Origin of the sequence: Streptomyces sp. NPDC091292 (assembly GCF_044757265.1) — a bacterium.
Classification (GTDB): domain Bacteria; phylum Actinomycetota; class Actinomycetes; order Streptomycetales; family Streptomycetaceae; genus Streptomyces.
In genome coordinates this window covers 28,884-46,348 of record NZ_JBIVUQ010000032.1, presented here as the reverse complement: position 1 = coordinate 46,348, position 17,465 = coordinate 28,884, and the positions used below count along the sequence as shown (strand labels likewise).

The window sequence follows — 17,465 nt, the reverse complement described above, 5'->3', positions numbered from 1 at the left end:
CGGACACCTGTCCAGTCTCCCTGGACGGGTGTCCGAGTGGGTTCGGGCACCCTCTGATCCCACGCCCCGCCGGACACCGCCCGGCCCGCTCACTCCACGATGGTCTCCGCTCTCTCCCGGGCCACATCGGCCAACTGGTCGAAGGTCCGGTTCAGCACCCCGCGCCGCTCCTCCTTGTACGCCGGGCTCGGCCCCAGGTCGTCGATCGTGGCTTCCCAGACGGCCATGAACGTCTTCTTCCACCCCTCGATCACCTCAGCGTCCGGCACTTCCGCGCCGACATACCCGCGCGCCGCGATGGTGTGCAGCAGCTCCAGATTGCACGGCAGGGCCACGCCCCAGTACTCGTCGGGCTCCAGTTGGACCGGGTCGCCCGCCATCGCTTCCGTGATCTCCGAGACGAGCCGTCCGGTCAGGTCCGACAGATGATCCGCCGCCGTGTCGCTGTCGAAATTCCCACTGCCCCAGGTACCCACCGCGTCCAGCCCTCCACTCGTCCCGCACACCGTCGCACGCACCGCCCGCACACCGTCGCGCGTCCTTCAGAACGTACCCGGGAGGTCTGACAATCGGCCCCGAGCGCCTCCCACGGCTCGCCTCAACGCCTCCCACGGCTCGCCTCAGCACCTCCGACGGCCCCCCCCAACAGACCTGACGGTTCATCAACTACTGATGAGTCAGTTATTGACGGTTCATCAGCTCGCACACAGAATCACTCTCACTCCGACGGAGGGACACCCTGTGTTGCGACCGATCCGCACCCTCGCCGCAGCCTCAGCCGCTCTACTGCTGGCCACAGCATGCAACTCCGCCGCCTCCAGCTCCTCCGGTGGTTCCGGCGATTCCGGTGGCGGCCAAGGCAGTTCGACACGTGGAGTGACGAGCGACTCCATCAAGGTCGGCGGGATCGTCTCGATGACGACCGCCAGCGGCTACAGCAAGAAGGACACCGACCTCGGCGCGAAGGCCCGCTTCGACCGCGCCAACGCGGAGGGCGGCGTCAACGGACGGAAGATCGACTACCTCGGCGCCGAGGACGACGGCCAGGACCCGGCGAAGAACCTCGCCGCCGCCCGCAAACTCGTCCAGCAGGAGAAGGTGTTCGCGATCGCCCCGATGAGTTCGGTGACGTTCTCCGGCGCCGACTTCCTGCAGAAGCAGCAGGTGCCCACCTTCGGCTGGGGCACCGTCCCGCCGTTCTGCGGGAACAGCTATCTCTACGGCTTCAACGGCTGTCTGGTGCCCATGCCGGGCGGCACCCTCACGCAGAGCTGGCCCGAGGGGCTGAAGCGGGTCACCGGGGGCGCCGAAGGCAAGTCCGTGGCGATCCTCGCCAACGACAACGACGCCGGCACCTTCGCCATCCGCACCTACCGGCAGAGCTTCAAGGCCGCCGGGTACAAGGTGACGTTCGCCAAGGCGACGGTGCCCGCGACCTCGGTGCCCAGCGACTGGTCCGCGTACACGAAGGAGATCCTGCGGTCCGACGGCGGCAAGGCGCCGGACGTGGTGGTCTCCGTGATGCAGACCCCGTACAACATCGGGCTGCTCACCGCTGTCAAGCGCACCGGGTACAAGGGCGTGCTCACCGATCCGACGGACTACGACCCGGGGCTGCTCACCAGGAGCGCCACGAAGAAGGCGCTCGACGGCGTGCACGTCTTCCTGTCCTTCCAGCCGTTCGAGCAGGACAACGCGGCGATGCGGCAGTTCAAGGCCGACATCAGGAAGGCCGCGGGCAAGGACGTCCCCCTCAACATGCACATGATGACCGGCTACATGTCGGCCGATCTGTTCCTCGCCATCGCCGAGAAGGCGGGCGGGAAGCTGACCCTCGACTCCTTCCAGAAGGCCGCCGACGGGTACGCCGACACCGGCACGATGGTCGGCGACCGCTCCCTGCCGAAGGGACACCAGGAGGCGTTCGGCTGCGGTGCGCTGGTCCAGCTCCAGGACGGCGCGTACCGGGTGTCCGCGCCCTTCAAGTGCTATCCGCCGATTCCCTTCACCTAGGGGTGACACGTGTCGGACCTCCTGGGATTCGTACTGAGCGGGCTGGTGTCGGGCGCGCTCTACGCACTGCTCGCGACAGGTGTCGTCCTGTCCTACTCGGCCTCCGGGCTCTTCAACTTCGCGCACGGCGCGACCGCGTACCTGTGCGCACTCGCCTTCTACGAGCTGCACTCCGGCTTCGGCTGGCCCGCCGTACCGACCGCGCTGCTGCTGGTGTGTGTGGCCGCGCCCGCGCTCGGCTGGGGGCTCGACCGGCTGATGTTCCGCAAACTGGCGCGGGTGGGCGAGACCGCCCAAATCGTGGCGACGATCGGCCTCCTCGTCGCGCTGCCCGCGCTCGGCCTGTGGGTGGTGGAGCTGCTGGAGGACGCGGGAGCGTCCGTCAAACCGGCCGAGAACCAGTTCGGGCTGCCGGGCGTGGGCCCGAGCCCCGCCACGTCCTGGCAGCTCATGGACGGCGTGGGTGTCGACTCCGACCAGCTGATCACCTGGGTGGCGACGGCGGTGGTCGCGGTCGGCCTGTGGGTGCTGATGCGGCACACGCCGCTGGGGCTCAGGCTCCGCGCGGCGGTCGACAACCGGTCCCTGGTGGAGCTGCGCGGGATGAGCGCGGACCGGCTGTCGTCGGTGGCGTGGATGCTGTCGTCGGGTCTCGCCGGACTGGCGGGTGTGCTCGCGACGCCGCTCCTCGGGTTGTCGTCGCACGACTACACCCTGTTCCTGTTCGTGTCCGCGACGGCCGCCGTGCTCGGGCGGTTCCTGTCGATCCCGCTCGCCTTCGCCGGCGGCCTGGGCCTCGGCGTGGTGCAGAACCTGGTCGCGGGGTACGCGGACTTCGCCGAGAAGATCACGGGGTTCCGTACCGCCGTCCCGTTCGTGATCCTCTTCGCCGGGCTGCTGCTGATGACACGGCGGCAGCGTACGGCGGGCACGGCGGCGGTCGACGCGCCACCCGTCGACTACCTCGCGGGCCGGTCCTGGCCCCGTAAGTGGGGGCCGTGGGCGGTGGCCGCCGCGCTCCTCGCGCTCTCCTTCTACACGGTCACCACCCCTTTCTGGAGCGGCATCCTCGCCCAGGGCCTCGCGATCTCGCTCGTGTTCATCTCGTTCACGGTGGTGACGGGTCTGGGCGCGATGGTGTCCCTGGCACAGGCCACCTTCGTGACGGGTGCGGCGCTGGTCGCCGGGCTGCTGATGAGCCACGGCTGGCCGTTCGTCGCGGCGGCCCTCGTGGGGACGTGTGTGGCGGCGGTGCTCGGCGCCCTGGTGGCGCTGCCCGCGCTGCGGCTCGGCGGACGGTCGCTGGCGCTGGCGACGCTCGCCCTCGCCTTCCTCGCCGACCATGTCCTGTTCCAGATGGGCTGGTTGCGCAACGGCGACACGGGCTGGGAGATCCCCCGTCCCGTCTTCGGACCGGTCGACCTCGGCGACGACCGGGCGATGGGTGTCGCGATGGTCGTCCTCGTCGCCGCCGCGGTGGCGGCGCTCGCGGCGCTGCGCAACTCGCCGTCGGGCCGGGCGATGCTGGCGGTACGGTCCGCACCGGCCGCCGCCATGGCCTCGGGCGTCTCCGTCCTGCGGACGAAACTGCTGCTGTTCACGCTGTCTGCGGGGCTCGCTGGCTTCGGAGGCGTGATGTACGCGTCGTACAACACCCGCATCACCGCCACCGACTTCACCGCGATGACCGGACTGATCTGGCTCGCGGTCGCCGTCGCGGCGGGGGTGCGCAGGCCGCAGTTCGCGGTGGTCGCGGGCCTGGTCTTCGCGATCGTCCCGCATCTGATCGCGGACTACGTCACGGAGTCGGCGCAGCTCCCGGTCATCCTCTTCGGCCTCGCGGGCCTGGCCCTGGCGAACGACCCGGACGGGTACTGCGCGGCGGTGTCGGTGCGGGTGCACCGGCGGCGGGTTGCGCGTGCGGAGGCGGGCGGGACGGGCAGGGATGGGGTCACCGTGATCCCGAGGCCCGTCGGCCCCGAGCCCGTACCCCTGACCAGTGGGTCGGACGACACCGGGCGAACACCCGCGCTCCAACTCCTCGGGATTCGGGCCGGATACGACGGTGCCGCCGTCCTGCACGGGGTCGACCTCACCGTGCGTCCCGGGGAGATCGTGGCGCTGCTCGGGCCCAACGGGGCCGGCAAGTCGACCACGTGCCGCGTCGCCGCCGGGCTGCTGGCGCCCGTCGCGGGCCGGGTTCGGGTGGCCGGGCGGGACGCCACCGGTGAGGACGCGGTCCGCCGGTCGCGGGCGGGGGTCGTGCTCGCCCCCGAGGGCCGTGGAATCTTCCCCTCGCTCACCATCGAGGAGAACCTCGCGCTCCAACTCCCCACCAGGGAAGCCCGCGACGCCGTGTACGAACGGTTCGCGAGCCTCGCGGCGCGGCGCGGGGTCGTCGCCGGTTCGCTGTCCGGCGGGGAACAGCAGATGCTCGCGCTCGCTCCCCTGCTGCACCGCCCGCCGCGCGTGCTCGTCGCGGACGAGCCGTCGCTCGGGCTCGCACCCCAAGTCGTGGACGAGGTGTTCCGGCTGCTCGCCGAACTCCGGAACGCGGGCGCGGGGTTGCTCCTCGTGGAGGAGAAGGCCACGGAGATTCTGGAGGTCGCCGACACGGTGGCCTATCTCGCGCGGGGCCGTGTCTCGTGGTGCGGTCCGCGCGCGGAGGTACGGGAAGACCAGCTCACGGAAGCCTACTTGGGGATCGCGGCGCACGGGCGGGCCGGACAGGAGGAGGGGGTGGGGCAGCCATGAGCGCACACATACTCGACGCCTCGGGGATCGGGGTGCGGTTCGGCGGGGTCCAGGCGCTCGACGGCGTCGCGCTGAGTCTGCGTGCCGGTGAGGTGTGCGGGCTGATCGGCCCGAACGGCGCCGGCAAGACCACCCTCTTCGACGTGCTGTCCGGCATCCGGCGCCCCGACCAGGGGCGGATCCTGCTCGACGGCGCCGATGTCACACGCCGCTCACCGGTGTGGCGGGCCCGCCACGGAATGCGGCGCACCTTTCAGCGGCAGCAACTGTTCGGCCAGCTCACCGTCGCGGACAACCTCGTCGTCGCCCAGGAGTGGCGCGGCGGCGGGGGCGGCTGGGCGGCCGATCTGCTCGCCGCGCCGACGCGGCGTACCCACGAGAGGACACGGCGGGCACGGGCCACGGAGGTCCTGCGGGCCTGCGGGCTCGACGGCATCGCGGACGACTACGCCGGGACCCTGCCGGTGGGCCGGGCCCGCATGGTGGAGCTGGCACGGGCGGTGGCGGACGGTCCCCGGGTCCTGCTCCTCGACGAGCCGGCGTCCGGAATGACCGACGACGAAAGCGGCCATCTGGCGGCAGTCGTCCGGCACCTGGCGGCCGAGGAGGGCTGCGCCGTCCTGCTCGTGGAACACAACGTCGCCTTCGTCATGGACCTCTGCACCCGCGTGGTCGTCCTCGACCTCGGCCGCGTCCTCGCCCAGGGGACGGCGGCGGAGGTACGGGCCGATCCGAGGGTGCGGGAGGCTTATCTCGGGGCGGCGCCCTGAGCGAACAGCGGCGAGCCGAAGCGGGCCAGGCAGTGCCAGACCTTCTTCAGGGCCTGGGGGTCGTGGCGGCCGGTGCGGGACGCGTCCCCGATGATGCGGGGATCGAGCCGGCCGCCGACGGCGATCCCGGCGCCGAGGTCGACGTACTCCTGACCTCGGTAGGAGGGGTGCCGCCCCAACTCCTCGACGGTGAGGCGGAATCCGGGGTGCCAGGCGAGGGGGCAGGGCAGTCGGCGTGCGGCTGCCTCGACGGCGGTGCCCCGGTGGCTCGGGTCGAGGACCAGCGCCTCCACGTCACGGTCGAGCCGGACCGGGCCGTGGATCTGTGCCTCGACGTAGTCGTCCAGTGCGTCCGTGCCGTTACGGCGGTCGGCCTCGGCGAGTTCGATCAGCGCCATGCGTGACGCGACGCCGAACGCGGTCGGTTCGCAGAAGCTGTCCGGGTAGCAGAACGTGGCGCGGCGCAGTGTCTCCGGGGTCAGGCGGAAGTGCGCGGAGCCGAAGCGGGGGGCGGCGCCGAAGGGCTCCTGCCGGAAGTTGAGGGCGCCGTATACGGGGCGCTCGTGGGCGGGTGCCCGGTCGTAGGCGCCGCCGAACATCCTGCTCTCCCAGCGCCACCGGTCGCCGCCGGGGTGTGCGGTCAGGCCGCCGTTGCTGGTGCCGGTGACGAACTGGGAGCGGTAGACACCGTCGTCCGCGAGCCGGTCCAGGATGGGGCGGTCGTCCACCAGGCGGTCGGGGTGGAAGTTCAGCGTGGTGCGGAGGCGCGGGTCGAGCGGGGCGCCCGTGGCCAGGTGCGCGACGTGGCGCAGGGCGCGCTCCTGCGACCTGCGGGGCGGCGGGTCGGCTGTCATCCACGGAGTGTGCCGGAGCGGGGCCGACGGTCGCACCCGAATTGCGGGCGGGCCGGGTGCGGTGGTGGGTGGGTGATGGGGTACGACTTGCTGTCGGAGCATGTACGGAGCACGTAGGAAGCACCACCCAGCACGTACCGCGCGCGTACGGACCAGCCCGGCGGCCCAGGAGGCACCAGATATGTCACGTCCCGTCACCATCGTCACCGGAGGAAGCCGGGGAATCGGCGCGGCGACCAGTGTCCGGCTGGCCGCCGACGGGCACGACGTGGCGGTCGGGTACGTGCGGGACGGCGCCGCGGCCGAGATGGTCGCCGACGAGGTACGTGCGTCGGGCGCCCGGTGTGCCGTGGTGCGGGTCGACACCTCCGTCGAGGCCGACGTGGAGCGGCTGTTCGACATCGCGGCGAGCGAACTCGGGCCGGTGACGGGCCTGGTCAACAACGCCGGGGTGACCGGACCTCTCGGCAGGCTGGCGGACGCGCGCACCGAGGATCTGCGCAGGGTCCTGGACGTCAACCTCCTCGGATATCTGCTGTGCTGCCGGCGCGCCGCCCGCGACATGGCGGCCCTCGGCCACGGTGCCATCGTCAACATCTCCTCGGCCGCCGCGACTCTCGGCAGCCCCGGCGACTACGTCCACTACGCCGCTTCCAAGGCGGCCACCGACGCGCTCACCGTCGGTCTGTCGAAGGAACTCGGCCCGGACGGCATCCGCGTCAACGCCGTCGCGCCCGGCCTCATCGAGACCGACATGCACGCCACGATGGGCGACCCCGACCGCCCCGCGCGGGCAGCCGCGCAGATCCCCCTCCGCCGACCGGGCCACCCCTCGGAGATCGCCGCCGCCGTCGCCTGGCTCCTGTCCCCCGACGCGTCGTACACCACGGGAACGGTCCTGCGGGTGTCGGGCGGACGCTGACCGGCCCGGCGCCCCGCCCCGGGGACGCCCGTACTCCCAGGGGCGTACACGGCATGGGGGCGGTTCGCCTACCGTGCCTGTGTGATCCGTCGCCCGCATGTGCCTCGTGTTCCCTGGCCGTTGCCGCCCCGGCTCGCCGATCTCGTCGTCGCCGCGGTCGTCGCGGTGTTCACGGGTGCGGACGCGGCGGTGAACGTCGAGGGGTACCGGCAGGCCGACCAGGTGACCTGGCTGCTGTTCGCCGTGTCCATCGGCGCGCTGCTGTTCCGTAGCAGCCGGCCGGTGGCGGTGGCGCTCGTCACCGGCGCGGCGGGCGCGGGGTGGGCGCTGTACGGCCATATCGGCGAGCTGCTGAACCTGCCGGTGATGGCGGCGCTGTACGCGGTGGCCGTCCGGGGCGACCGGCGCCGGACGGTCCGCACCGGGGTGACGGCGGCCCTGGCCTCCGGGGCCGTCTCCGTGATCGCCGGCATCGACGTGGTGCAGCCGGAAGGCGCGCCCGTACTGGAGATGCTGTGGCCGCTCGTACCGCTGCTTCTGGGTGAAGTGGTGCGTGCCCGGCAGGAGTTGCTGAGGGAGTACGCGGCGCGGGCGGCGCGGGCCGAGGCCGACCGGGAGCGCGAGGCGCTGCGCAAGGTCGAGCTGGAGCGGCTGCGCATCGCCCGCGAGGTGCATGACGTGGTGGCCCACACCGTGTCGGCGATGACCGTACAGGCCGGTCTCGCCCTCGACGCGCTGGACGCACGGCCGGAGCTGGCCCGGCAGGCGATGCGTCAGGTGCGGCTTTCGGGCAAGGAGGCCGTACGGGAGCTGCGGGCCACCGTGGGCGTTCTGCGCGGTCCTGCCGATGAGGCGGACGCCACCGCTCCGGCGCCCCGACTGGGCGAGCTGCCCGAACTGGTGGACCGGGTCAGGGCGACCGGTCTGCGGTTGACCGTGCACGCGGACACGGAGGACCGTGAGGTGCCGCATCTGGTGGAGCTGGCGGCGTACCGGATCGTGCAGGAGGCGCTCACCAACGTGATCAAGCATGCGGCGGCCCGGCACGCGGCCGTGTCGGTGACCCTGGCAGGTGACCGGCTCGCCGTGGAGGTCATCGACGACGGGCACCCGCCGGCCGCACCGCCGGGCGGCGCCCACGGCTACGGCCTGGTCGGTATGCGGGAACGTGCCGCGGCGCTCGGCGGCACAGTGGAGGCAGGTCCGCGAGCGGCAGGTGGCTGGCGCGTGTTCGCGTCGCTGCCCGTCGGTGGGGCGGCGGCATGATCCGGGTGCTCCTCGCCGACGACCAGACCGTGGTCCGGGCCGGTTTCCGCGCACTGCTCGACCTCACTGACGACCTGGTGGTGGTCGCGGAGGCGCCCGACGGTCTGCGGGCGGTCGAGCTGGCCCGGTCGACCCGCCCGGACGTGGTGCTCATGGACATCCGGATGCCCCGGGCCGACGGTCTGGAAGCGACCCGCCGCATTGTCGCCGACGGCACCCTTGACGACGTAAGGGTCCTGATACTCACCACCTTCGAGGCCGACGCGTACGTGTTCGAGGCACTGCGGCTCGGCGCCGCGGGATTTCTGCTCAAGGACATCGAACCGGACGACCTGCGGACCGCCATCCGTACCGTTGCCCTCGGGCAGAGCCTGCTCGCACCGGCCGTGACACGACGGGTCATCGAGGAGTTCGCCCGTCTGCGGGCACCGGAGGACATGGCCCGCGCATGGCTTGAGCCGCTGACCGCGCGCGAGCGCGAGGTTCTGGCGCATGTCGGCCGGGGACTGTCGAACGACGAGATCGGTGACCGGCTGGCGATGAGCCCACTCACGGCGAAGACCCACGTCAGCCGGGTCATGACCAAGCTCGGCGCGCGGGACCGGGCGCAGCTGGTGGTCTTCGCGTACGAAACCGGACTGGTCCGGGCCGGCGAGCGCTAGAACTTCCTCGCGCTTCGTCCCGCACTGATGACCTTGGTCCGCGCAAGCCCAACAGGGCTAAGGCCCTTCTGCTCCCTAGGGAGTACCGGCCGGCTCCCGGTGGCGGATGTCCGATGCGTCCGCTCTCCGTACCGTCCTATGCATGATCGAAGCAACAGAACTCACCAAGCGGTACGGGGGCACGACCGCCGTGGACGCCTTGACGTTCACCGTACGCCCGGGGCTTGTGACCGGGTTCCTCGGGCCGAACGGCGCGGGAAAGTCGACCACTCTGCGCATGGCGCTCGGCCTGGACACGCCCAGCGCGGGCAAAGTCACCGTCAACGGACGTCCCTGCCGGCGGCTGGCCGCGCCCCTGCGCGAGGTCGGTTCCCTCCTGGACGGCAAGGCGCTGCACCCGGGGCGTACCGTGCGCATGCACCTGCTGGGTCTTGCCCGGTCGAACGCGATCGGCCGGGCACGCGTGGACGAGGTGCTGGAGACGGTCGGCCTCGACCAGGTCGCGGACAGCAGGGCGAAGGAGTTGTCACTGGGCATGGGGCAGCGCCTCGGGGTGGCCGCCGCGCTGCTGGGCGACCCCGGCGTGCTGATCCTGGACGAGCCGGTCAACGGCCTGGACACGGAGGGCATCAGGTGGATCCGGGATCTGCTGAAGTCCCTTGCCGCGGAAGGGCGGACGGTGTTCCTGTCGAGCCATCTGATGAGCGAGATGGAGCTGACCGCGGACCGCCTCATCGTCATCGGGCGCGGCAGGCTGCTGGCGGACACGGACATGCGGGACTTCATCGAGACCAACTCGCAGGGAGCGACGCTGGTACGTACCCCCGAGGGCGACGCTCAGCGGATGCGCGCCCTGCTGGAGGCGCGGGGCGCCCGGGTGGAGTTGCACGCGCGCGGCGGTTGGCGCGTGACCGGCATCGGCTCCGCCCCCATCGGTGACCTCGCCCGGGACCACCGCATCGCCGTGCACGAACTCACGTCGGTGTATTCGTCGTTGGAGGAGGTCTACACGGCGATGACACGGTCGTCCGTGGAGTACCGAGGTGTCGCTCCCGCGCGGGAAACCGCCGGTCTGGAGAGGGAGGCGGTCCGATGAAGGCGGCACGCACCACAGGCGGCACGGCGGCTCCGGGGTTCAAGCAGGCCCTGGCCTTCGAGTGGACCAAGTTCGCGAGCCTCCGCTCCACCCGTTGGACCTGTGGGGCGTCCGGTCTGGTCACCGTGGCGGGTGCGGTGTTCGTGGGAGTCAGCGGGAGTCTGCAACCCGATGACACGGTGCTCGGCGGCAGCCTCACCCTCAGCGTGATCTCCTTGGTGATCGCGGGCGTGGTGGGCGCGCTGGTGGTCTGCGGCGAGTACACCGGCGGGACCATCGCCTCCACCCTCGCGGCGGTCCCGCGCCGCGGCCGAGTCGTCGCCGCCAAGGCCGCCCTGCTCACCGGAGTTCTCCACGCCGTTTCCCTGGTGTCGTGCATGGCGGCGTATGTGCTCGGCGACGCGTTCCTGGCGGATGGCGCGTATGCCCAAGGGGAGCCGTTCCCCGCGCTGTTCGGTATCGCGGGGCTGTTCTCCGTCGTGGGCGTTCTGGGGATGGCGGTCGGTGTCCTGCTGCGGCATTCGGCGGGGTCGGTGGCGGCCGTCATCGCCTTGCTGCTCCTGCCGTCGCTGCTGGGGCCGCTCTTCGGCGACTTCCGGCGCTGGGTGGTGGGAGCCACGCCGACGGCCGCCCTGGAGAAACTGACCCAGACATCGGACGCGAGCCCCGAGGCCGTCGGCACCCTCGGCGCATGGCCGTCGCTGGGGCTGGTCGCCGGATACACGGCGCTGCTGCTCCTGGCGGCGGTGTGGCGCCTCGGACACCGAGACGCCTGACCCCGTACTCCTGACTCCTGACTCCTCAGGTCCGGGACGAGCCGCGTTCGCGGGCGAGTTGGGCCGCGTCCTGCTTGAACGCCCATCTCATCCGCGGTTCCATCGCGAAGCGGAACGCCCGTTGCACCGGTGGTGTGCACAGGGCGGTGATGACGACGCCGGCGAGCACGGTCACCGCGATCTCGCCCAGTGGTTCGTGCACCCAGTCGGGGTCGTACCAGCCCCAGAAGCGGGAGCCCTTGGCGAGGAAGCCGTGCAGCAGATAGCCGTAGAGGGTGCCTGCGCCGAGGACCGTGAACCAGGTGCGACGGCCGGGCACCCAGGCGAAGAAGCAGGCGACCAGGAGTACCGAGCAGCCGAAAAGGGCGAGGGTCATGACGGCGCCGCTCCAGCCGGGGGCGGCGAGTTCCTGGGCGCTGTCGCGGCGGTAGAACCAGGCGGCGTTCATCCGGGGGGCCGCCCAGTACGCGCACAGCAGCGCGGTGGCGAACACCGGCAGCGCCAGGATCCGCGCCCTGCGGTTGCGTACCAGCCGGAAGTGTTCCGGCTTCAGGATGAGCCCGAGCACGAAGAACGGCATGAACTGCAGGACCCGTTGGAGGTCAAGGTCGTCGCCGATGTCGGGTGACACAGCGGCGAGGACCGCGATGGCGAGGGCCAGCGGGAGCGGCCACCGCACGGTCTTCCACAGGGGCGTGGTGAGCCGCCAGATGAAGAGGGCCGCGAGGAACCAGGTCAGATACCAGGGGTCCATCAGGCTGATCGGGTAGGTGGGGTCGTCGTCGGCCCAGCGTTTGAAGAAGGTGTACGCGACTTCGAAGATCACGTAGGGGACGGCGATCCCGGTCACGAGCCGCTGGATCCGGCGCGGGCCGGCGTCGAAACTGCGGGAGAAGTAGCCGGAGATGATGATGAACGCCGGCATGTGGAAGGTGTAGACGGTGATGTACAGGGCGGACGCGGCGCGGCTGTCGTCGCGCAGGGGCTCCCATGCGTGGCCCATCGCGACCAGGAGGATCGCCAGGTATTTGGCGTTGTCGAAGAAGGAGTCGCGCTGCCGGGCCGACTCCGCAGGCGCTGCGGGCCGAGGGGAGGCGGGCTCCTTCCCTGGTGGTGCGGAGGGCGCTGCGGACCGGGACGGTGCGGCTGCGGTGGGGGACGGTCGCGCGGTTCGTGCCTCGGGGAGCGGTATGTGCCACTGGTCCTGTGGCCGGGCGGTCTCGCTCACTCGCCCACTCCCGACAGGCAACCGAAGCGCCTCGGAATCCGTCTGACAGAAAATGTGGGGGTTGCCTGACTGTGGAACATCCCAGGAACCGTAGTCACCTTGACCCGCCCGCGTAAACCCGCGGAAGCTGTGAGTCCGGCAACGTGAACGACCGTGAATTGGGTGCTGTACCCGATGCGCGGAGCACGCCCCGCGCGCGAGGCTGGACGGGATGACGCCGTCAGGACCTTCGCCCAGGAGCCGTCACCAAGGAGTCGCCCATGCCCTCCCGGTCCCGTCACCCCGCTCCCCCACCGGGCACGGACACCGACGCCGAGGCCGCCGGGGAGGACGGACCATGCCGGCCCCCGACGACGAGCGCCTAGCGGGCCTGGAGGACCACTTCCGCCGCGACGAGCCGTGGCACACCGAGCCGGCCCGCGCCATGGGCGCCGGCCGCCCCCGCGCACCGCGCGAACACCGGCGCCGCCCGGCGCAGTTGACGCTCACCGCCGCGATCACCTGTCTCGCGCTGAGCTTCGTCCTCACGGAGCCGCTGCTGCTCTCGGCGGGACTGGTCCTCACCGGCATCGCGGCGACCCTGCGCGGTCCCGGACCCCGGCAAGGGCGGCACCCCGGTCCGCGCGATCCGTGAACGTGCCGCTCACGGCCCCTGTCGGGCACGCGTGGGCGCCGTCCGGAAAACTGGATGCCCGTGCCAACGGCTCTCTGTAGGGTCCGGCGGGTGGAACCGCTCACCGACAAACAGATCCGCTCGTCCTTCGTGAACTGCTCGAAAGGCGAGGCGAGCCGGCTCAGACTCCCCCTCGACTTCGCCGACGTGCCCTGGCACGACCTGGACTTCTTCGGCTGGAACGACCCGGGGGCGCCGCTGCGGGCGTATCTCGTGGTGCCCCGCGATTCCGGGCCGCTGGGCATCGCGCTGCGCGTGCCCTCGGCCGGCGGCACCGGCGCCATCAAGTCGAGCCTCTGCGCGATCTGCCTCACCGGCCATGCCGCCTCCGGTGTGGCCCTCCTCGTCGCGCCGCTCGCCGGCGCCAAGGGTCGCGAGGGCAACACGGTAGGCACGTACCTCTGCGCCGACCTGGCCTGCTCGCTGTACCTCCGCGGGAAACGCGTCCCCAAGCTGCGGACGATCCGCTACGAAGAAACTCTCACCGTGGACGAGAAGGTGGCCCGCGCCCTGGGCAACCTGGACGCCTTCGTGGCCAAGGTCACGGGGCCGTAGCCTCGATCCACAGATGGCGGGGGCCGCGCAGCAGCGGACTCGTACGGTACGGCGGTGGGTCCTCGACCAGACGGGTGCCCTCACCGAGGCGGTCCAGGAGCGCGGTGAGCGCGATCTGTGCCTCAAGGCGGGCCAGCGGCGCCCCGAAGCAACTGTGGACTCCGCTGCCGAAGCCGAGGTGCTGGTTGTCCCGGCGGGCCGGGTCGAACCGGTCGGGCTCGTCGAACCGCAGCGGGTCGCGGTTGGCCGAGGCGAGGACCAGGACCAGGGGCGCGCCCTTCGGGACGGTCACGCCGGCCACCTCGACATCGGCGAGCGGGGTGCGCTGCGGGAGGAACTGGACCGGGGGCTCGTACCGCAGCAGCTCCTCGACCGCCGAGGGCATCAGGGCCGGGTCGTCCCGGAGCCGGGCCAGCATCTCCGGCTGCCGCAGCAGGGTCAGCGCGCCGTTGGTGATCAGATTGACCGTCGTCTCGTGCCCGGCGATCAGCAGCAGTGCGGCGGTGGACATCAGCTCCGCGGGGGTGAACGCCCCCTCGGGACCCGCGTCGGCGACGAAGGCGGAGAGCATGTCGTCCGAGGGGTGGTCGCGCCGGGACTCGGCGAGGTCACCGAGGTAGCCGGCCATCGCCCGGCGCGCGTCCGTACCGCGCTGCCGCTTGGTGACGGCGTCCTCGTCGCGCCCGAAATCGAGACTCTCGATCATGATGTCGGTCCACTGTCTGAGCTGCCCCATGTCCCCGGCCGGGATGCCCAGCAGCTTCCCGATCACGGTGACAGGCAGCGGATAGGCGAAGTCGTCGACGAGGTCGATCCGCTCACGGCCGTCGAACCCGTCGATCAGCTCCCGCGTGATCCGGGCGATGTCGCCCCGCAGGGCGTCGATCCGGCCGGGGGTGTGCGGCGGGCCGAAGGGGCGCATCGCGATGCCGCGGAGCCGTTCGTGCTCGGGGTCGTCCACGCGGATGAAGGTGGGCACCAGGTCATAGATCTCCGGGTCGGGTTCGGTGCGGTTGCGGGTGTCGGAGCTGATCCGCGGATCGTGGAGCAACTGGACGACCTCGTCGTACGTGCCCACCAGATAGGAGCCGTCCTGCTGGCGGGCCACGCCGTGCTCGCGGAGTTCGGCGTAGAGGGGGTAGGGGTCGGCGCGGTTCGCGTAGTCGGCGATCCGCTGGAACAGGGTCTCCGTGGACATGTCGGTGCTCCTTGCCGCTGTCGGCGGTGGCGTGTGCGTGCGTGGCGGGGCGTCGGGGCCGGGGCGGGGGTCCGGTTCATCTCTCCCGGACCAGGGCGAGGCGCCGGTCCGGGAGATGGCCGGTGAGGGCGACCGTCGGGCCGTGGGACAGCACAGCGGGATCGGGTACGTCGGAGGGCACGGGTACCGGTTCGCCGCGCAGGTCGGCGGCGTCCGGCGGAGGCGGGAAGGGCGCGGCGGTCTCGATCATCCGCTCGTAGTGCTCCAGCCACTTGGCCCGATTGACGGCCACCGCCGCGGTGACCCGCCCCCGGTAGCCGTAGACCGCGACCATCCGGCCCTCCTCCGGTGACCCCTGGGCGATCACCACACGGTCGGAGAAGGTCGGCACCCCGACGGACTTGATGTTGAGGCCGAACTGGCTCGACCAGAAGGCGGGCACCGCGAGATGGGGGCGGCGCCGAGGCGCCGGACTCACCATGTTGTGGGCCGCGACCTCGGCCTGGGCGACGGCGTTGCCCCAGTGCTCCAGGGAGAGCATCTGGTACTCGAACAGCGGATGCGGGAACCGGGCCACGTCACCGGCGACGTACACGTCGTCCGTGACGATGCCGTACATGTCGAAGGCCCGGCAGCCCGCGTCGCAGGCCACGCCCCTGGGGCCCGCCGCCAGCCAGGAGCCTTCGAGCCACTCCGTGTTGCGGACCGCGCCCAGACACACCACCGCGACATCGGCCTCGACACGGGAACCGTCGGACAGCCGGGCACCGGTCAGCCGCCCCCTGCTCCCCTCCAGCGCGGTGACCGTCACACCGCACCGCAGATCGACACCGTGGGCGCGCTGCACGTCCGCCGCGAATCCGCCGAGTACCCCGCCGAGAGCGCCCGCCAGGGGCGCCGGTCCCCGCTCGACGACCGTGACGTCCAGCCCGCGTTCACGGCAGGCGGAGGCGATCTCGGACCCCGTGAACCCGGCGCCGATCACGAGCACCCGGCGCGGTCCCGCGTCGAGCCGCTGGGCGAGTTCGGCGGCGTCCTCGCCGGTCCGGAGCGTGAGCACGCCGTCGAGTGCGGCCTCCGCCGGGACGGGCCAGGGGCGGGCCCGGGTCCCGGTGGCGATCAGCAGCCGGTCGTAGGGCAGTCGGTCTCCGTCCGCGAGTACGACCTGCGCGCGCAGCGGATCGACGCCGGTGGCCCGCACCCCGAGCCGCCACCGCGCGTCGACCGGCCGACGGGCGGGCAGCCCCACGTCGTGCGCCCCCACTTCGCCGAGCAGCACCTGTTTGGAGAGCGGAGGGCGGTCGTACGGGAACGACCGCTCGTCCCCGACCAGGGTCAGTTCACCGGTGAAGCCGGTGTCCCGCAGCGCCTCGGCGGCCCGCAGACCGGCGAGGGACGCACCGACGACGACCACGCGCCGTACGGAGGTGTCGACCTGCGGCAGAGGGCGGTCAGTCGACATCGGCGCCCGCCGCCGGCCCGGCCGAGATCGCCTGCACCGGGCAGGCGGCGACCGCCCTGCCGATCCGTTCCCGCTGGTCGTCGGCGACCCGTGGGTGGTACCTCAGCGTCTCGTCGCCCTGGAGGGCGAAGACCTCCGGCGCCAGAAAGGCACACTGCGCATACCCCTGGCACCGGTTCAGATCGACCACGACTCGCATCGCACACCCGCTCCTCGCCCGCCGTCCGCCCGCACTGCCCCCTCCCGTCCTACGCCCCGAACGGGCGGACCGCAGCCGGGGCGGGACGTGCGGGTGACGGGGTAGGGCGGCCAAACGGACCAGTGCGGCTGCGGTGCTTGGCGCCGTGAGACTCCTCGGCGGACACCCTTGCCGCTCTCGGGTGGCTCAGGGGGTGCTCAGGGGGTGCTCAGGGGGCTCAGGGTGGCTCACGCGGGCAGCAGTTCCGCCGTCTCGTCCATCGTGTCCGTCTCTCCCCTCGCGGGGGCCGCCGTGCCGCCCGCCAGCGGGTGCAGGGTGAAGGTGTCCGCGCCCCACCGGACGCTGCGGTCGCACGTCAGGCCGTGGCGGGCGAGGTGCGGTGCGAGGCGTTCGATGCGGGCCCGCAGGGCGCGCAGGCTCATCGGGCGGGACGCCTCGCCGAGCAGCCAGCGCACGTCGTGGCAGCAGAGGGGGCCCTGCGCGCCGAGCAGGATCTCCAGGAGCAGGGACTGGCTCCGGTAGGGGCGCAGGGGGCCCGGCCGCCGGTCGGGTCCGATGCCGGGCACCGACGTGTCGCCGTGCGCTGCCGGGCCGCCGCGCCGCAGCCAGCGCAGGTCGGCCTCGATACGGGCGGCGATGGCGTTCTCGGAGGTGTTCCTGCGCAGGACGTTGACCGCGCCGGCCGCCAGCAGGGCGGCGCAGTCCACCCGGGTGGACACGGACACGGTGACCGGGGCCAGGAGCCGCAGGGACCGGATGCGCTGTACGAGATCGTCGGTGGGTTCCGGGCCCGGACTGTCCAGGAGTGCCAGGACGCCGGAGGCGCGGCGCAGGTACTCGTACGCGAGTTGGTCGCCCCAGGCGCGGACGACGAACCGGGGCGCACACGCCTTGTGCAGGCGGGTGGCCCATTCGACGCTGGCGGCGACGTCGGGCGAGATGACGACCACACGGGGAGCCGTGTCGCGCGAACGTGTCGTGCGCCTGGGGACCATGGCGCTTCTGCCGTTGCTCTGCATGGCGTCTCCTCGGATCGT

The 17,465-nt window shown here is 71.9% G+C and carries 17 protein-coding genes; 10 read left to right on the top strand and 7 right to left on the bottom strand.

The window, feature by feature from the left end; genetic code table 11:
• Positions 1–89 precede the first annotated feature (89 nt).
• Complete coding sequence (locus tag ACIQNU_RS41180) at positions 90–476, bottom strand: DUF4259 domain-containing protein (RefSeq protein WP_401377125.1); 387 nt, start codon at positions 474–476, stop codon at positions 90–92.
• A gap of 265 nt (positions 477–741) precedes the next feature.
• Here ACIQNU_RS41180 and ACIQNU_RS41175 point away from each other — a divergent pair, with 265 nt between their 5' ends.
• The 3 genes from ACIQNU_RS41175 to ACIQNU_RS41165 are packed head-to-tail and all read left to right on the top strand — an operon-like array spanning position 742 to position 5,537.
• Positions 742–2,013 carry an ABC transporter substrate-binding protein gene (locus ACIQNU_RS41175; RefSeq protein WP_401377019.1) on the top strand — a complete coding sequence of 424 codons (1,272 nt, stop codon included), beginning with the start codon at positions 742–744 and terminating at the stop codon, positions 2,011–2,013.
• Between the two features lie 9 nt (positions 2,014–2,022).
• The gene (locus tag ACIQNU_RS41170; protein WP_401377017.1) at positions 2,023–4,767 is read left to right on the top strand and encodes an ATP-binding cassette domain-containing protein; all 2,745 of its coding nucleotides are present in this window, start codon (positions 2,023–2,025) and stop codon (positions 4,765–4,767) included.
• Complete coding sequence (locus tag ACIQNU_RS41165; RefSeq protein WP_401377014.1) at positions 4,764–5,537, top strand: ABC transporter ATP-binding protein; 774 nt, start codon at positions 4,764–4,766, stop codon at positions 5,535–5,537. Before ACIQNU_RS41170 ends, ACIQNU_RS41165 begins: the two co-directional genes overlap by 4 nt.
• Here ACIQNU_RS41165 and ACIQNU_RS41160 read toward each other — a convergent pair.
• Positions 5,516–6,391 (bottom strand): DUF3626 domain-containing protein, encoded by an 876-nt coding sequence (locus tag ACIQNU_RS41160; RefSeq protein WP_401377012.1) that lies wholly within the window; start codon positions 6,389–6,391, stop codon positions 5,516–5,518. The two genes, ACIQNU_RS41165 and ACIQNU_RS41160, sit on opposite strands and share 22 nt — an antisense overlap.
• A 181-nt stretch (positions 6,392–6,572) precedes the next feature.
• Between ACIQNU_RS41160 and ACIQNU_RS41155 the strand changes: the two genes are divergently transcribed.
• From ACIQNU_RS41155 to ACIQNU_RS41135, 5 genes are all read left to right on the top strand, one after another.
• The gene (locus ACIQNU_RS41155) at positions 6,573–7,313 is read left to right on the top strand and encodes an SDR family NAD(P)-dependent oxidoreductase (RefSeq protein ID WP_401377010.1); all 741 of its coding nucleotides are present in this window, start codon (positions 6,573–6,575) and stop codon (positions 7,311–7,313) included.
• 81 nt (positions 7,314–7,394) lie between these two features.
• Positions 7,395–8,579, top strand: coding sequence for a sensor histidine kinase (locus ACIQNU_RS41150; RefSeq protein ID WP_401377008.1), 1,185 nt, complete (start codon positions 7,395–7,397; stop codon positions 8,577–8,579).
• A complete protein-coding gene (locus ACIQNU_RS41145; protein ID WP_401377006.1) occupies positions 8,576–9,241 on the top strand; it encodes a response regulator in 666 nt (221 codons plus the stop codon). The genes ACIQNU_RS41150 and ACIQNU_RS41145 overlap by 4 nt, the downstream gene beginning before the upstream one ends.
• Positions 9,242–9,383: 142 nt before the next feature.
• Positions 9,384–10,337 carry an ABC transporter ATP-binding protein gene (locus tag ACIQNU_RS41140; RefSeq protein ID WP_401377003.1) on the top strand — a complete coding sequence of 318 codons (954 nt, stop codon included), beginning with the start codon at positions 9,384–9,386 and terminating at the stop codon, positions 10,335–10,337.
• Positions 10,334–11,113, top strand: a complete 780-nt coding sequence (locus ACIQNU_RS41135; RefSeq protein WP_401377001.1) for an ABC transporter permease — start codon at positions 10,334–10,336, stop codon at positions 11,111–11,113. The genes ACIQNU_RS41140 and ACIQNU_RS41135 overlap by 4 nt, the downstream gene beginning before the upstream one ends.
• A gap of 25 nt (positions 11,114–11,138) precedes the next feature.
• Here the strand turns inward: ACIQNU_RS41135 and ACIQNU_RS41130 are convergent, their stop codons facing one another.
• A complete protein-coding gene (locus ACIQNU_RS41130) occupies positions 11,139–12,341 on the bottom strand; it encodes an acyltransferase family protein (RefSeq protein WP_401376999.1) in 1,203 nt (400 codons plus the stop codon).
• 337 nt (positions 12,342–12,678) lie between these two features.
• Between ACIQNU_RS41130 and ACIQNU_RS41125 the strand changes: the two genes are divergently transcribed.
• Together ACIQNU_RS41125 and ACIQNU_RS41120 are read left to right on the top strand one after the other, a co-directional pair.
• Positions 12,679–12,975 (top strand): hypothetical protein, encoded by a 297-nt coding sequence (locus tag ACIQNU_RS41125; protein ID WP_401376996.1) that lies wholly within the window; start codon positions 12,679–12,681, stop codon positions 12,973–12,975.
• 90 nt (positions 12,976–13,065) lie between these two features.
• A complete protein-coding gene (locus tag ACIQNU_RS41120) occupies positions 13,066–13,569 on the top strand; it encodes an FBP domain-containing protein (RefSeq protein WP_401376993.1) in 504 nt (167 codons plus the stop codon).
• Here the strand turns inward: ACIQNU_RS41120 and ACIQNU_RS41115 are convergent.
• The 4 genes from ACIQNU_RS41115 to ACIQNU_RS41100 all read right to left on the bottom strand — a co-directional run bounded on the left by ACIQNU_RS41115 (position 13,556) and on the right by ACIQNU_RS41100 (position 17,447).
• Positions 13,556–14,767: a cytochrome P450 gene (locus ACIQNU_RS41115; RefSeq protein ID WP_401376991.1), complete on the bottom strand. Its 1,212-nt coding sequence runs from the start codon at positions 14,765–14,767 to the stop codon at positions 13,556–13,558. The two genes, ACIQNU_RS41120 and ACIQNU_RS41115, sit on opposite strands and share 14 nt — an antisense overlap.
• 76 nt (positions 14,768–14,843) lie before the next feature.
• Entirely contained in the window at positions 14,844–16,229 is a 1,386-nt protein-coding gene (locus ACIQNU_RS41110) for an NAD(P)/FAD-dependent oxidoreductase (protein ID WP_401376989.1), read from the bottom strand.
• Entirely contained in the window at positions 16,219–16,428 is a 210-nt protein-coding gene (locus ACIQNU_RS41105) for a ferredoxin (protein WP_401376986.1), read from the bottom strand. The genes ACIQNU_RS41110 and ACIQNU_RS41105 overlap by 11 nt, the downstream gene beginning before the upstream one ends.
• Positions 16,429–16,655: 227 nt before the next feature.
• Positions 16,656–17,447, bottom strand: a complete 792-nt coding sequence (locus tag ACIQNU_RS41100) for a hypothetical protein (protein WP_401376984.1) — start codon at positions 17,445–17,447, stop codon at positions 16,656–16,658.
• Between the last annotated feature and the right edge of the window lie 18 nt (positions 17,448–17,465).

What these genes read in the sequence shown, in the direction of transcription:
- ACIQNU_RS41165 (WP_401377014.1), top strand. Translation starts at nt 4,764, where the DNA reads ATGAGCGCACACATACTCGACGCCTCGGGGATCGGGGTGCGGTTCGGC.
- ACIQNU_RS41160 (WP_401377012.1), bottom strand. Translation starts at nt 6,391, where the DNA reads ATGACAGCCGACCCGCCGCCCCGCAGGTCGCAGGAGCGCGCCCTGCGC.
- ACIQNU_RS41155 (WP_401377010.1), top strand. Translation starts at nt 6,573, where the DNA reads ATGTCACGTCCCGTCACCATCGTCACCGGAGGAAGCCGGGGAATCGGC.
- ACIQNU_RS41145 (WP_401377006.1), top strand. Translation starts at nt 8,576, where the DNA reads ATGATCCGGGTGCTCCTCGCCGACGACCAGACCGTGGTCCGGGCCGGT.
- ACIQNU_RS41140 (WP_401377003.1), top strand. Translation starts at nt 9,384, where the DNA reads ATGATCGAAGCAACAGAACTCACCAAGCGGTACGGGGGCACGACCGCC.
- ACIQNU_RS41135 (WP_401377001.1), top strand. Translation starts at nt 10,334, where the DNA reads ATGAAGGCGGCACGCACCACAGGCGGCACGGCGGCTCCGGGGTTCAAG.
- ACIQNU_RS41125 (WP_401376996.1), top strand. Translation starts at nt 12,679, where the DNA reads ATGCCGGCCCCCGACGACGAGCGCCTAGCGGGCCTGGAGGACCACTTC.
- ACIQNU_RS41115 (WP_401376991.1), bottom strand. Translation starts at nt 14,767, where the DNA reads ATGTCCACGGAGACCCTGTTCCAGCGGATCGCCGACTACGCGAACCGC.
- ACIQNU_RS41110 (WP_401376989.1), bottom strand. Translation starts at nt 16,229, where the DNA reads ATGTCGACTGACCGCCCTCTGCCGCAGGTCGACACCTCCGTACGGCGC.
- ACIQNU_RS41105 (WP_401376986.1), bottom strand. Translation starts at nt 16,428, where the DNA reads ATGCGAGTCGTGGTCGATCTGAACCGGTGCCAGGGGTATGCGCAGTGT.
- ACIQNU_RS41100 (WP_401376984.1), bottom strand. Translation starts at nt 17,447, where the DNA reads ATGCAGAGCAACGGCAGAAGCGCCATGGTCCCCAGGCGCACGACACGT.